Annotated in this window: 15 protein-coding genes and 2 pseudogenes; 5 read left to right on the top strand and 12 right to left on the bottom strand. The window is 42.3% G+C overall.

Annotation, left to right across the window (positions count from 1 at the left end; translation table 11 throughout):
- Positions 1-558: 558 nt before the first annotated feature.
- The 3 genes from IM500_RS14325 to IM500_RS14315 all read right to left on the bottom strand — a co-directional run bounded on the left by IM500_RS14325 (position 559) and on the right by IM500_RS14315 (position 1,971).
- Positions 559-1,173, bottom strand: a complete 615-nt coding sequence (locus tag IM500_RS14325) for a Uma2 family endonuclease (protein ID WP_190722517.1) — start codon at positions 1,171-1,173, stop codon at positions 559-561.
- Positions 1,174-1,251: 78 nt separating this feature from the next.
- Positions 1,252-1,392, bottom strand: coding sequence for a hypothetical protein (locus tag IM500_RS14320; RefSeq protein WP_164517016.1), 141 nt, complete (start codon positions 1,390-1,392; stop codon positions 1,252-1,254).
- A 183-nt stretch (positions 1,393-1,575) separates the two neighbouring features.
- Entirely contained in the window at positions 1,576-1,971 is a 396-nt protein-coding gene (locus IM500_RS14315; RefSeq protein ID WP_190722515.1) for a hypothetical protein, read from the bottom strand.
- 199 nt (positions 1,972-2,170) lie between these two features.
- Here IM500_RS14315 and IM500_RS14310 point away from each other — a divergent pair, with 199 nt between their 5' ends.
- Positions 2,171-3,175 (top strand): helix-turn-helix domain-containing protein, encoded by a 1,005-nt coding sequence (locus tag IM500_RS14310; RefSeq protein WP_012265083.1) that lies wholly within the window; start codon positions 2,171-2,173, stop codon positions 3,173-3,175.
- Positions 3,176-3,307: 132 nt separating this feature from the next.
- Here IM500_RS14310 and IM500_RS14305 read toward each other — a convergent pair whose 3' ends face one another.
- Both IM500_RS14305 and IM500_RS14300 read right to left on the bottom strand, forming a co-directional pair.
- Positions 3,308-3,961, bottom strand: coding sequence for a HupE/UreJ family protein (locus IM500_RS14305; protein ID WP_287738754.1), 654 nt, complete (start codon positions 3,959-3,961; stop codon positions 3,308-3,310).
- 14 nt (positions 3,962-3,975) lie between these two features.
- Positions 3,976-4,902 carry a class I SAM-dependent methyltransferase gene (locus IM500_RS14300; protein ID WP_190358462.1) on the bottom strand — a complete coding sequence of 309 codons (927 nt, stop codon included), beginning with the start codon at positions 4,900-4,902 and terminating at the stop codon, positions 3,976-3,978.
- Positions 4,903-5,104: 202 nt separating this feature from the next.
- Between IM500_RS14300 and IM500_RS14295 the strand changes: the two genes are divergently transcribed.
- Positions 5,105-6,301: a homocysteine biosynthesis protein gene (locus IM500_RS14295; RefSeq protein ID WP_287738752.1), complete on the top strand. Its 1,197-nt coding sequence runs from the start codon at positions 5,105-5,107 to the stop codon at positions 6,299-6,301.
- On the opposite strand, the gene IM500_RS14290 is transcribed toward IM500_RS14295, so the two are convergent.
- Together IM500_RS14290 and IM500_RS14285 are read right to left on the bottom strand one after the other, a co-directional pair.
- The gene (locus tag IM500_RS14290) at positions 6,290-6,520 is read right to left on the bottom strand and encodes a hypothetical protein (RefSeq protein ID WP_287738751.1); all 231 of its coding nucleotides are present in this window, start codon (positions 6,518-6,520) and stop codon (positions 6,290-6,292) included. The genes IM500_RS14295 and IM500_RS14290 overlap by 12 nt on opposite strands.
- A gap of 323 nt (positions 6,521-6,843) precedes the next feature.
- Positions 6,844-7,002 carry a hypothetical protein gene (locus IM500_RS14285; RefSeq protein ID WP_170915445.1) on the bottom strand — a complete coding sequence of 53 codons (159 nt, stop codon included), beginning with the start codon at positions 7,000-7,002 and terminating at the stop codon, positions 6,844-6,846.
- Between the two features lie 159 nt (positions 7,003-7,161).
- On the opposite strand from IM500_RS14285, the gene IM500_RS14280 reads away from it, so the two are divergent.
- A complete protein-coding gene (locus IM500_RS14280) occupies positions 7,162-8,682 on the top strand; it encodes an ammonium transporter (protein ID WP_190722511.1) in 1,521 nt (506 codons plus the stop codon).
- Between the two features lie 141 nt (positions 8,683-8,823).
- Here the strand turns inward: IM500_RS14280 and IM500_RS14275 are convergent, their stop codons facing one another.
- Complete coding sequence (locus IM500_RS14275; RefSeq protein WP_190722510.1) at positions 8,824-10,086, bottom strand: pentapeptide repeat-containing protein; 1,263 nt, start codon at positions 10,084-10,086, stop codon at positions 8,824-8,826.
- 1 nt (position 10,087) lies between these two features.
- On the bottom strand, positions 10,088-10,756 hold the full coding sequence (lipB, locus tag IM500_RS14270) for a lipoyl(octanoyl) transferase LipB (RefSeq protein WP_190722509.1): 669 nt from the start codon (positions 10,754-10,756) through the stop codon (positions 10,088-10,090).
- Between the two features lie 75 nt (positions 10,757-10,831).
- Between lipB and IM500_RS14265 the strand changes: the two are divergent.
- A pseudogene (locus IM500_RS14265) lies at positions 10,832-11,032 on the top strand (DUF2887 domain-containing protein); the annotation flags it as partial.
- Between the two features lie 45 nt (positions 11,033-11,077).
- A pseudogene (locus IM500_RS14260) lies at positions 11,078-11,329 on the top strand (DUF29 domain-containing protein); the annotation flags it as partial.
- Between the two features lie 53 nt (positions 11,330-11,382).
- Here the strand turns inward: IM500_RS14260 and IM500_RS14255 are convergent.
- The 3 genes from IM500_RS14255 to IM500_RS14245 are packed head-to-tail and all read right to left on the bottom strand — an operon-like array spanning position 11,383 to position 13,699.
- Positions 11,383-12,714, bottom strand: a complete 1,332-nt coding sequence (locus IM500_RS14255; RefSeq protein WP_190722507.1) for a flotillin family protein — start codon at positions 12,712-12,714, stop codon at positions 11,383-11,385.
- Positions 12,715-12,742: 28 nt separating this feature from the next.
- Complete coding sequence (locus IM500_RS14250; RefSeq protein WP_147072225.1) at positions 12,743-13,084, bottom strand: hypothetical protein; 342 nt, start codon at positions 13,082-13,084, stop codon at positions 12,743-12,745.
- Between the two features lie 48 nt (positions 13,085-13,132).
- Positions 13,133-13,699 (bottom strand): glyoxalase-like domain protein, encoded by a 567-nt coding sequence (locus IM500_RS14245; RefSeq protein WP_147072223.1) that lies wholly within the window; start codon positions 13,697-13,699, stop codon positions 13,133-13,135.
- Between the last annotated feature and the right edge of the window lie 356 nt (positions 13,700-14,055).

The following is a 14,055-nucleotide window of genomic DNA, read 5'->3' as shown; positions in this document are numbered from 1 at the left end:
ATTCTTTTAATTTAGCTGAGAATAACAAGCTAGATATCTTTGTCGTGCGAATAATGTATTGAGAGTTGATTAACCGTATCTGTGGAAAAATAATGGTGGAAAGATCATAAATTTAGAAGTTCAAAGACGAAATATAGCGTTTTTCAGTCTGCTGAGGTACAAAAGTTATGGGTTTTAGGCAAAAGGCACTCATGCAAGAGGCAAAAGGGAAGAAAAATAGGTGTACCTCACTAGCTTAGGAAACGCTATAGATAAACCCTCTATTATACCATAAAAAACTTTTGCAAGAGGTCTATTGCTGTCAACTTAAGGAAATAGCCCCCCAAATTTGTTGAGAGAGAGCCTCCCTTTTCCCTGTTCCCTGTTCCCTTGCCTAAATGACCAATCTAAATGTTCTACAGCTGACAATGAGCCAAAGCGATCAAAGAAATTGAGCTTAATGGCTTAAAACCCAAGCAGATGGAGCAAATAAAGGCAATAATTGCGGATTTTAAGCGGCAAAATCAACCCCTCAAACTGAAGAAAAAAGCGAAAAGAGTAAGGTGGACGATGCACACCCTACAGACTTAAGAAAATCTGATTGACAGTGAGATTTAATTCCGTGAAAGTCTGGGAAATTAGGTGATCGCTGTCTCGAAATTGCCGAATTTGATATTCTTCCTCAACTAAGCAACAAACAGAGATTGTCGGTTGTTTAGGAGTGCCGAGAAAATTACGCCCACCCAAGGCTGCATAATCGACAATCCAATATTCAGGAATACCCATTTCTTCATAATCAGCAAATTTTAAGTAGTAATCATCACGCCAGTTAGTCGATACCACTTCAATGATCAGAGGGATAGATGCACCATCCCTAAGGATTGATTCTTTTTTCCATAATTTTTCCTGAGCGAGCTTGGTTCGATTTAGCACTAATACATCGGGAAAATAACCAGAATTTTTACCAGCAGGTCTGACAATCGCTTGGTTAGGAATTAAATAAGGAAGCCCTAGTCTATCAATTATTCCACTGAGTTTAACAGTTAAAAATCCTTTGATTTCCTCGTTTTCTCCTGCGGGTTGTGCCATTTCAATAATATTTCCCTTGTGTAGCTCATAACGCACTCCCGAATTTTCAGGCAGCCAAAGGACGAATTCCTCGAAATTAACAGTTTTAGGTAAAGTTTGGCTCATAGCTGGCAAAATAGCATTCTCTCTCTACTAACTTCCTTAGCTCTATTTTACCTTGAAGTAAGGTGGGCATTGCCCACCCTACAAACTCTCTACACAATCTGCGATCGCACTATCGCTGCCAAAAACGATGAGGACGAAACCAAAAATATAATTGGTAACGACGGCGAGGTTCATAAAAGGAGTCAGTTGCCAGTTAGTTTTTAGATCTCCATTTGGCAATATTACACCCTCATAAAATTCTTTACCACCGGAGCCGCCTAGTAAGTTTATGATCGGGTCTCCTTGATTAACGCTGAATGTTACAGCCCCTCCTGATGATGAAGACGATGTCGGCGGCTTAGATGTGTAGTTATAGCGCTTTTCACGTTACTGAGGTATCGACAAGTTTTGCCAACAAAGGGTTTAAGCCCCTTGCCCATGGCTCATTCTGATGAAAAATGCTATGATTGCTTTGAGCGCATAGAAGAGACGAGTGCTAATATTAGGAACAACAGCTTCGGAAATTTCCGATCCTCCTGGATAATAGATATAGCTATCGGAAATTTCCAATCCCTCTGCATAATTTGTCGGGGGAACGGCGAACGTAGTGATTTCCCTGGCAAGGGCTTCGGAAATTTCTGATTCTCCTGGATAAGAGATATAGCTATCGGAAATTTCCAATCCCTCTGGATAATAGGTATAGGTAAATGTGGTATATTTTGAGTTATCAGAAAATGCCGGGGGACGTAATTGAGGAATTTCTCCACCCACTACCGCAGCCCCAGAGCAATCTTCAAGGGGCATATATTGTTTAGCCATCGAAATCTCCTTGGTAATTGATAACGGAAAAAAGTGAGAGATTTAACTGGAATTACACTGATGGACAAAATTAACAAATCAACTCTGCTGTAACTCATACTACTCAGTCCTCTATGCTAAGATGATCCAAAAAACGCAAGTTTTTAAATTGATGGGCAAAAAAATTTTAACTTTACTCAATAACCAAGTAATTATATAGATGTTTATTTTTGACAGTAAAACCGATATTTTAATTAATTCTCAGGAATTAACCTTTAAAAGTGAATATTTTTGTGACTTTTCTCGCTATTTTCAGAATCGAGAATTTGTCAACGGAGATGCTTTACAACTCAGTGGTGATCATTTTGAAGGGTATCTTTCAAGGATCATCATCGATGAAGTGATGTTAGAATTATCGCAACGTAATTGTTTAATAAATGTTGTGGGAGTAGTCCATTCTAAAATGTGGGTTTTTGCGATTCCTATTCAGGTGAATTCTGTCTTCTTCCAAAATTTGTATTCATTAGAAAATAACTATCTTGGGATTGTCCCCCCTAAATCAGAAATTTCCATTTTTCAACATCCCTTTTCCAATCGTTTTCAGCTTTACGTTCATGATAATTATCTGCAACAATTGTGCCAAACTTTAGAGTTACCAGAAGCGAAAAAGTTTTTAAATTCTTCCGCTGCTTCTATTGTGATTTGCCCATCGGAAAAAATTCGTCATCTCCAACAATCTTGTCATCAACTTTATCGAATGCTATTTAATTTAGATCGTCAACAAATATCTTGGCAAAGAAAAGCATTAAGATTAAATTTTTTCAAGCAAAAATTAAAAGAAGAAATTGTCAAAGATTTTCTTTTGACTTTAGCAGTAACCAAAGATATTAAAACTCCTAAAAACACTATCAGACGCACCTCTATTCTCAAAAAAGCAGAAGAAATGATGAGAAAAAATCTGCGTTCTGATCTGACTATTCCAGCGATTTGTCAAGAATTAAAAGTAAGTCAACGCACCTTAGAATATATATTTAAAGACTTCTATCAAATGTCTCCTTACAATTATTTTAAATTGCTTCGTCTTAATGCTTTACATCAATCTCTTAACCAAAATAATCAGACAAAATTAGTTTATGAAATTGCTGAAGAATTAGGTTTTTTTCACCGAGGATATCTGGCCTCTGATTATAAAAAACTGTTTGGTTACTTCCCCTCTGAAACCTAAAAAAATAGTAGGGGTAGGAATTAGGATTAGTGCCTTTCCCGTACTTGTTTGGTAGGGGCGTATATTGTACGCCCTTTCTTCGATCTCATAACCTCAAGAGAGCCATTAATAATTAGCCCCATCGAGATTAATTTACTTAATTCCCACTAAAAAAGTTGTACCGATCGCCATAATTGCCAATCCGATGAACTTACTAATTAGAGTCGCTTGCTTGGCTAATTTTTCCTTAATGACACTGCCAAGGAAAAAAGCACCAGATGCGATCGCTAATTGGATCACGGTAAAACCGATTAAATAGGCAACTAAAGCGGCAACTCGCGCCCCGATAATTGATTCTCCGTAGGCATAACCGTGGAAAATTCCCGCAATCATTGCCAGAGTTGCCAGAGCGATCGTATAGAGATTAGAATGAGTTTGTAAACCTTTTTTCAGGGTTAAAATCACGCCAAAAATTACCACAGAAAGGGCAACAATCCCTTCAGGAAAAAGTAAACTTATTCCCTGTAAATGAATCCCCGTCCCGATTAAAGTGGCAATCGCAAAAGCGATCGGAATTAATAAACCCTGTTCCATACCCACAGCAATTAAACCACTAGCCACCACAAAAGCTAAATGATCTAAACCGATAACCGGGTGAGCTAAACCCGATAAAAATCCGTTCAAAAAATTATCAGGAGTTTGCCCTCCCATGGCATGATGGGCAAGGGTTTTGCTGGCAAAAATTAACAGGAAGAGAGGGACAATAGTTAATATCTTTGTCCAGCTTTGACGAAAAATTATCTTCATTGATTACCTCAAAATTATGATTCGGAAACCCGCGCAACAATCGCCCGGTGTCGGGGACTGGTGGGGGTAATGATCGGTGCTTGAAACCCCGCTTCAACTAATGCCTGTTCGATATCGAGAGTAAAATATTGATCGAGATAGGGTTCGGTACTCTTGAGTAAGGTTAGGACATAAGGGGGCATTTTTCGATAAATTTCCGAGCGCGGATTCATATCCATCAGCGTCAAATAACCCCCCGATCGCAATAAACGACGCGCTTCGGCGAAAATTTCTCTAGTAGCCTGTTGGGGTAGTTCGTGGAACATTAAAAACGAAGATACCAGATCGTAGGACTGACTGGGTAATTGAGTTTTTTCCGCAGCCGCGTGTTGCCATTGAATCGTCTTTTGTTTTTGTTGAGCTTGGTATTGGGCAACGGCTAAATAGTAGGGAGAGAGATCTAACCCAGTTACCCGGGCTTGAGGATAAGTATCTTGCAGTGCGAAGCTGCTCATGCCGACACTACAGCCTAAATCGACAATATCGTTAATTTCTGCCTTGATTTGCTCTTTTAATATCCGGTGATATTCCCGCCGCAATCGCGGATCGCCGTCCATCCCCGCCCCGGGCCAGATGGTAGAATGGACAGCATAGGCGGCAGATTCTACCTCAAAGGCTGGCAACCAGTCTAAATTGCCCTTTTCGTAAGCGTGGAAAGAACAAACGTAGTATTCGGGATAGACGAGATCGGGATTTTCTACCGCTTGCAGTTCCTGACTCCAATCCCGTTGTTGCCATTGTTTGACGGTTTCCCGCCAAGGTACGCCTAGTTTTTCGGCTCTTTTAATCATCATATTGCGCGCCTGATAGCGAGCGATGTCAAAAAGCGGTTTTATGCCGAGAATACGGTTAACTAGACCAGAAACAGGATTAAAGGAGGCCGGAACGGGTGTAACTGTCATAGAAAAGCTTCGATCGTAAATTTTCCCTTTTTTATCTTATAACAGTGATCAGTCATCAGTAATCAGTAATCAGTGAAAAGACAGCACTGTTACGGCCATTTAATACTGCTCAGTTAATACCACTCACTGAAAACTCAAATCTGATAACTGTTTACTGATAACAGCAACAAGCTCCCTAACCCCCATCTGACCAATTTTTCTTATGAGAACAATCGCTGAAATCAACGACAAAATTGCTAAAAAAACGGCTGTAGTCTGGACAGTAGAGGAATTAAAAAGCCGCGTGAGCGAGATGGGAATTAAGGAGGTTTTTTCCCAAGTAGATGTGGTTTGTACGGGAACTTTTGAACCGATGGAATCTTCGGGGGCAATTATTAATTTAGGTCAGACGGATCCGCCGATAAAAATTCGTCAATGTTGGTTAGATGGGATTCCTGCTTATGCTGGTTTTGGGGCGGTGGATTTATATTTAGGAGCCAGCGCTATTAGTGATCTAGCGGCCAAAAATGAGAATTTAGAGGGAGAAAATCCCGAAAGGGGCGGCGGACATATTATTGAGGATTTAATCGCTGGAAAATCGATTCAATTGCGCGCTGTCGGTCAGGCTACCGATTGTTATCCTCGCACTTCTTTTGAAACGATTATTTCTAAGGAGACTATCAATCAATTTTATCTTTTTAATCCTCGCAATCTCTACCAGAATTTTATCGTCGGAGTCAATGGGGGAGAGCGGACTTTATATACTTATTTGGGACCACTACAGCCGCGATTAGGTAATGCAGTGTATTCTAACCCCGGGGCAATTTCTCCCCTGTTAAATGACCCCGATTTAGAGGCTATAGGCATCGGTACGCGCCTTTTTTTAGGAGGAGGAATCGGTTATATTGCCTGGGAAGGAACCCAACATTTTCCCCTGCAAAAACGCCTACAAAATCGAACTCCTATTGGACCGGCTTCCACCTTAGCCTTAATTGGTGATGCTAAACAAATGAATGCTCGCTGGGTGCGGGGTTGTTATTTCAAAAATTATGGGGCTTCTTTAATGTTAGGGGTAGCAGTACCGATTCCAATTTTAAGCGAGGAAATCGTTCGACATTGTGCGGTAAAAGATGAGGAAATTGTCGTTCCAGTGGTGGATTTTTCTATTCCCCGGCGAGTCCGTCCTACCTTTGGTTTAATCACCTACGCTAAACTAAAAAGCGGTCGGATTATGATCGAGGGAAAAAGTGTTAGGGTGGCTCCTTTGGCCAGTATTTCTCTGTCCCGGGAAGCCGCTTTAGAATTAAAAGCACTAATCGAATCGGGAGAATTTACCCTCACAGAACCCGTGGCAAAAATTAATCTAGAGCGGACTTTTATACCCCAGGATCGTTGGGGTGGAAAATTATCAATTGAGTGAGGAGTTAAAGGATTGCGTGCAGGTGGCACAACTACAATTAAGATGACGTAAAATCGGATTTTCTTCGCCGGTTGTCTTGCCGATAATCATGTCACCTAAGTTCTCGGTGTTGAAACTAGGATGAAAGGACTCCAGGGCAGCTTGTACGGAGTTAGTGGTAACTGCTAGGGCTAATAAACTAGCGGAAGCAGTGGCAAGAATAAAGACTTTTTGATTCATAAGTTTGCGGGAATTATTAGCAATGAATACCACTGATTATAACACTCCCCTTGCCGATGAGGAGATATTCTAATCATAAGAGTCAGAGAGGGCTAACCGTCAGATAATCTTAGGGGAGAGAATTAGCCAGATTGTGAATTTCTACTTTTTGTTCTTGGGCGGCAATTTCTCCGGCTTTTTGTCACAATTTGAGGGTGCTTTCCTTAATTCCGCTTTCCCTAAAAGGGCGGGTAATACTAAATCCTGTTGAAAAGGTATTATTAGGAGAATGGGAAGCGGGAAGCGGGGAGAAACAATCCAGAGCTTGCGGATTTTTGCTTAACTCATCCCGATAGTTTCTGAATATCGGGAGCGGATTTTGTCGGTGAATCAGCACGAAATTGGGCGTAACCACCCGCTAAAAAAACGGTTTTACCCACGCCGCGTTGACCGATACCGAGTAAATTAAAAGGGGGGGTTGTTGTGGGTGATAATATTTTCATGAGCAAATTACAGCGTTTCTCAGATACATGAGGTTGGTTCTTGCATCTGAAATACTTGATTATCGACGATTGGTCTGTGCTTCACCTTTACGAGAAAGGCTGTAATAGAGTAATCTAATTAGCTAATCGATCAATTTTTGGCAAGCACCTCCCAATTTAATGACAAAAAAGACAGCTTATCATCTTAATACACCCATAATTATACCCACGATCGCCTGTTTAGCCATTCTGTTAATTCTCGTGATAGCAGAAATTAGCGTGGCCCAGACGGCAACTAGCGACAATAGCGAGGCTTTATACCGAGAATTAAGGGTGAAAATCGATACTTTATGGGTAATTTTCACCGCTTGCCTTGTCTTTTTTATGAATGCCGGCTTTGCCATGCTAGAGTCTGGTTTTTGCCGCTCGAAAAATACCGTTAATATCTTAACCAAAAACTTAATTGTTTTTGCCTTGACAACGATCGCTTTTTGGTCTTTTGGTTTCGGCTTAATGTTTAGTCAAGGTAACGGTTTTGTCGGTCTTAGCGGTTTTTTTGTGCTAGGAGCCGATAATAGCCCCAATACTGGTCTCAACTATCTTGGCATCTTTCCCTCCCTTTCTTGGGCGGGCATACCTCTACAGGCTAAATTTTTCTTTCAATTAGTCTTTGCCGGCACTGCGGCCACGATTGTTTCGGGGGCAGTGGCCGAAAGAATCAAATTTCTGGCTTTTTTCCTGTTTAGTCTGCTATTAGTGGCTTTTATCTACCCGATCACCGGTCACTGGATTTGGGGAGGAGGTTGGTTAGCGCGGCTCAATTTTTGGGATTTTGCCGGTTCTACGGTAGTACACACGGTCGGTGGTTGGGCCTCTCTCGTCGGGGCAGTGTTATTGGGGCCGCGTCTGGGCAAATATCAAGGCAGTAATTCCATGGCACTACCCGGTCACAATCTCACCCTCTCTACCCTCGGCTGTTTTATCCTCTGGTTAGGTTGGTTTGGTTTTAACCCCGGTTCCACCCTGGCGATGGAACCCGAGGCTATTTCCCGTATCCTCCTCAACACTAATATGGCGGCGGCCACCGGCGGCATCGCCGCAACCCTAACCGCTTGGCGCTATTTCGGTAAACCCGACCTCTCGGTGATTATCAATGGCATTCTCGGTGGTTTGGTGGCCATTACCGCTGCCTGTCCCTATGTACAGATCGGTTGGGCGGCAATTATCGGCATGATCAGCGGTATTTTAGTGGTTTTGAGCGTCGATTTCTTCGATCGCCTCCAGATTGACGATCCGGTTGGGGCGCTATCGGTACATCTAGTCTGTGGTTTGTGGGGAACTTTTGCGGTAGCTTTATTTGCCGCCGGTATCGAGGCTAATTTTTATAGCCAGGGACCGGTGAGGGGATTACTGTTGGGGGGAGGATTACCGGCAATTAAACAGCTATTCGTGCAACTTTTGGGCTGTGCGGCAGTTAGTCTTTATACTGTAATTGTCAGTTGGTCAGCATGGAAGGCGATCGATTTTTTCGTCGGTTTAAGGGTATCGACGGCAGCAGAATTGAGAGGACTGGATCTGAGCGAACACGGTTTACAAGCTTACAGTGGTTTTCTGTTTAAATCCGACCTTGCCCATAAGATCTCGGCTATTATTCCCAAAAGAACCGGTATTCCTCCCAAAGATCGGGGAGCGGATAAGTAGTCTGGCAAAATTAATTTCCTAGTCGAGACTCCAATTCAGGGGACAGTTAGATGTGAGTTTTCGCTGTTGCCCCTTGCCTTCAGAAGCTGACTACTGACTCCTAACCAACCACGACAATTTTTGATTTTGACCAGAGGTGTCTTATCGGCCCAAAAGATTGGCAATATCACCACATCCCCCCGGAATGGTTGCGCGCGACTTTTCCCCACACCAACGACAACAATAGTGACGTTGTTCCTCGCTCATGTTTTTCACCCCGGTAAAATTGACATTTTCTACCACTGCTCCCGTGTGTTCTCCAGTGTCATAATTGGGGGGAACGGTACGACTGCGGGGGGTAGCATTTTCTAGGGAACCATAAAATAAACGCATCCCTTTCATATCTGCCCCTCTTAAATTAGCTTCGTAGAGAATTGTCCGCGATACATTTGCTTTCACCAAATCGCTATAACTTAAATCGGCCCGCACCATATTCGCTTCGCTTAAATCCGTCCAGCGCAAATCCTGCCCAGAAATGTCGGACCCCGCTAACATTACCCCCAATTGTACTACTCTTGTACCGAACTCTCGATCCTCCGCATAACCCCCTTCCCCGTCTAGAATCGGTCTGCCTAGATAACGATCGCGTTTAATCGGTGATAATAGCCGCGATTGACTCAAAAAACGCAGTATTTTCGCTTTTCCAGAGGCATCGACACTGCTGAGGATGGAAGCGGTGCGACCTTCTGCGATCGCTCTTTCCTGGGGCCAATCTTCTAAAAATCCCTCCTCATCCAAGGCTAGATCGGAAATCCCCTGAAAATAGGAATCGATCGTCTGTTGTTGGGTAATGCGATTTTGTTGTATGGTTAAATCCTTAGAAATAACGTACTGTTCCCAGGCCACATAGACGGCTAACACGGCGATCATAATCTGCCCCAAGGCCCCCACCCACTCGGCCCAGGAACCAAACTCATCGTATTTAAAACTCTCTAACCATCGCAATATGCGCTCGTAAACTCCTAAATATTTCCCTAATCCGGCCAGAGCGGCTATAAAAACTATAAAGGCAAAAACCGTCTGACGTTCAGAGGGGGTGAGATAATGGGCGATCCACTGGCGAATAGAGGGCAAAATCACCTGTAAAGATATTAATATCGCTACTATCGCCCCAGAAAAGCCTAACCAGTCCCAGCTAAAGACCAGGCCGATGGTCATCACCATCAGGGGGGCCAGTAGTAACCCCGCATTACCCGGTCGAAGATCTTTTAATAGTAGGATGCGCTGACGCACGGGATTACGCGAAGATAAAGAGGAGACGTATTCAGAAGCATCGGGGGGCGATAAACTGGTTTTACCGTTATTTTCGGGGTTATCGTCCCTATTTTCCGCGGCGAGTTTTTCTGGGTCTTTGCGATCGCTCATTTTAATCCTTGTCAAGAGAAAATAATTCCACACCGAAAACTGAGGCGAAAACTCTCGATAAATCTTGCTGTACTTGCATAAGACTAATATTAGGCAGAAACTGCCGTAAACTGCCCACGGGTTTATTAGCAATCCCACAGGGAATAATCTCGGCAAAACCGCTTAAATCTGGACAAACATTGATGGCAAAACCATGATAGGTAATCCAATGACTAACTTTAATACCGATCGCCGCTATTTTATACCCTTCTACCCATACCCCCGTCAGGCCCGCGATTCTTTCCCCCGACAATCCATAAATAGCGATAGTTTGCAGGATGACTTCTTCCAATTGTCGCAAATACCAGTGTAAATCCTGCCGATAATAGCGCAAATTGAGGATCGGATAGCCCACTAACTGCCCCGGACAGTGATAGGTGACTTCGCCTCCTCGCTCGATTCTGTACACTTCTTTGTCGGTTTTGTCAAGATTAAATTTAATAAACTTAATATCTGAGCCGCTACCGAGGGTGTAAACGGGGGGATGTTCCAGCAGCAGCAGCACATCGGGTAAGTCAGGATTAGCAATTCTCGCCTCCACCAGCGATCGCTGGTGCGACCAAGCGAGAGAATAGGGAGTAATTGCCTGAATTTTTAGCCCACAGAGACGAGGCATTTTTTGAGCATTCATCGAGAGATGTGATTGTTCAAATTATTTAAGAAATGTGGAAGATCACCAAGGAAAATTAAAAGAAGGGAAGAAGAGATGTTGGGGAGAATAATAAGCACTAATCTAAAGTTATCCCATCTATCATCTCTTGGGATCAGTATCCTCCAGTTTATCCTCATCGGCGCCAAAAAAGCACCAAAACAAGTTCAATCCTTGATTGAGCAAACCCACCAACAGGTTGTTGACCCTAACAATCAAAGAAATGTTATCGAGTTAATCGAGAAGATTATTATCTACAAATTTACTCACCATGGCACTGCTCTAAGATGGAGACAATCAATTATGCTAGGTGTTCACGCATTAAAACAACTCTATGAGATTGATGACTCTCAATGGCTAGGAGAAACCATTAGCCTAATCAGAAATCATCAATTTCAACAGCTAGACTTAGAACATTTAATCGAGGAATTAGAGGATTTGGGCAAAGAAAAGAAAAATGCTGTAGCCAGTCTTTTAGAACAGGTTATCCGCCATTTATTATTCCTGCAATACTGGAGCAAGGAAGCAGAATATAAGACAATTTATTGGCAGGAATAAATCGATAACTTCCGTACTCAATAAAATCAGGCTAGTATGTTTTCTGACTGCTATTTTTCAATTTTATTGGTGAGAGTTCCGACCACATCAATACCGAGGGTTTGATGGACACTGGCGAGGAATTGATTGACGATTTCGGGATAGACTTTAATCAGGGTAGCGAGGGATTTCCCATCACCATTATCAACAATATTAACTCGCTCGAGGTGTAAGCGTTTAGGAATTTTGATCGCTTCTTCTAGGATAGTTTCTAACTGTTGAATCAAGAAAATTGCCTCTGCTTCGCTGCCGGTATTTTGCCAGACTTCCGCGAATAATTCGTTAACCAAGGCTTCAGCTTTAGCATTTTCTTCAAAAATTGCCGCTTGTCCTCTAGCGCGGAAAGTTTCGGCTTCCTGCTGCGCTTCTGCGGGTAAAACTTGATCTGCTTGGAGACGTAATCTTTCTAATTCTGCTCTGACCTGTTGCAATTTTTCCTCAACTATAGCACGTTTTTCCTTAGCGGCGGCGATAGTTATTTCTTCTTCCGATTTTGCCTGTTGTTCCAGTTTTGCCTTTAACTTTCTCAATTCGTTTTCTTGCTCTAAAATGATAATTTGATCGCGGGTTTTAGCTACGGTTGCCTGTTCCTCACATTCCGCAACTATTTGTTCAGCTTCATTGAGTGCATTTGATTCGGCAATTTCAGCATCACGCATGACTAAAGCGATTCTTTCCCGTCCGAGGGAGTTAAGATAATCCACGTCATCGGCAACATTTTGAATTTTGAGAGTATCAATTTCTAAACCGAGTTTAAACAGGTCTTGACTGACGTTACTGGTAATACTTTCGGCAAATTTTAGGCGATCTTCGTTCACTTGTTCGGGGGTCATTGTTGCGACTACACCCCGCAAGTTTCCTTCTAAAGTTTCTTTAGCTACGCGAATAATTTCTTGTCGATCTCGATCTAAAAAACGTTCGATCGCATTGCCGACTATTTCAGGTTTAGAACTAACTTTCACGTTAGCAATTGCCACTATATTCAGTGGAATATTGCCCTTAGAATAGGCATTTTTAATCTCAATTCTGATCGGGGTTGTGGTGACATCCATGCGTTTAACGGTTTCTAAAATTGGAATACGAATCGCCCGACCCCCCGATATCACTCGATAACCTACATCTTGTCTATCTTTTGATTTGCGTTTCATCCCACTCAGGATGACTACTTCATTGGGTTTGCAAATACACAAAAAAGCATTGATAAACCAAATCGCACCAATCCCCAGAAATATCAATAAAGCAATGGGAACACTATTCAACAATAAATTACCAGCACTGTTGTTATTGTTGTCGTATTGATTGGGATTGATTTGGATGAGATAGGAATTATTTTGACTATTCATAGTTAGTTACCCTTTGGTCTAGAAGAAATTACAAATCGCCTCTGATATACTTTTCCGCAATGACTAAAACTTTATTATCCTGGAAATTGAGGATAAATGCTTGATCCCCGACATTAAATTGTTCTTCCCCTTCCGTTATCGCTACTATATCGATCAGACTATCCCCGACATTAACTCGCACTTTCCCCTTGCTATTTTTATCGAAGGGGATTTGAACAACTCCGATTAAACCGATGAGAGAGTGATGATCGACAATACTATTTACCTGTTGGTGGCAGCGTCTCAACTTGACTAAAATCAGGAGTAGAATGGCCAAACCAATACCTACCCCTAAAGAAATTAAAACGATTGTGAGCAGTTGAGCATTCATAGTTTAGTTATTTACCGTTATAGTTGCCCCCAATCTAATTACTGTTAACTAATTTGAGACTTCGGCCATTTCAATCACGCGATCAGCATTATCTTTGACCAAAAAATTTAAAGGTTTATTGCGACGAACTTTATACTTTAAGCGTCGTGATTCCACCCGCATTAGAATTTGTTCTAAACAATCGTGATCAAAACAAACGTGACGATGACGATCCTTATAACCCGCGGTTGCTCCAGCAACGATGTGCAGTTGGGTATTTTTCTTTAACTGATACCATAAACCTTGGGGTTGATCTCCCAAAGAAGGGTTGGCAGTAGTCACAGCCGGATTACTAGACATATAAAATGGGTCAATTATATTATTGCCCATCGTCTGCTCATAATTGTAATAGTAATGGAGGGGGACATCGGCCGTGGGTAAATTTAAAAGTCCTTCATAAAATTGTCGGGCTGTCTCCAAATCTGTCACCATGATTGTATGAACTTTTGGGGCGCTAGTCAGAAACATCCACATGGCTAAAGCATAAGCGGCCAGAAGCATAACCATAATCCCCTGGGTGGACAGGAGAGTATCAAGGGGTAGGAAAGCGCCGAAGAAAAGATGATTTATCAACACTGATGTGATCCTATTGCCTAAGAATTTCTATCATTCCCTAATTATAATCATGGCGCTGAAACTTAAGTGAACAGGGTGGGGAGTTACCGAGTTCTGTACATTTGTATTAAAATGCTCCCTACCCAGTTTAAATAGGGTTTGCGGCAAAAAGTTTGTTGGTGGGGTTAGGAGTCAGTAGCCGGTCGTCAGGAGTCAGTAGCTGGTCGTTTCAGGCTTTGTTGCCCTCTTTTTTTGTACCAATTTATGTACTACGAGAGGGATAATGCAAGGTTTTTGAGAGTCCCAATCGGATTTTCGCAGCATGAACATCGGATTTTAACAGGTCAAAAGCCTTATTTTAAAAGGGTTTTACCATT

The sequence above is a fragment of the Microcystis sp. M179S2 genome, assembly GCF_020245805.1.
Lineage (GTDB): Bacteria > Cyanobacteriota > Cyanobacteriia > Cyanobacteriales > Microcystaceae > Microcystis > Microcystis aeruginosa.
The sequence above is the reverse complement of the archived record's forward strand: the minus strand, read 5'-3'. Positions and strand labels throughout refer to the sequence as shown.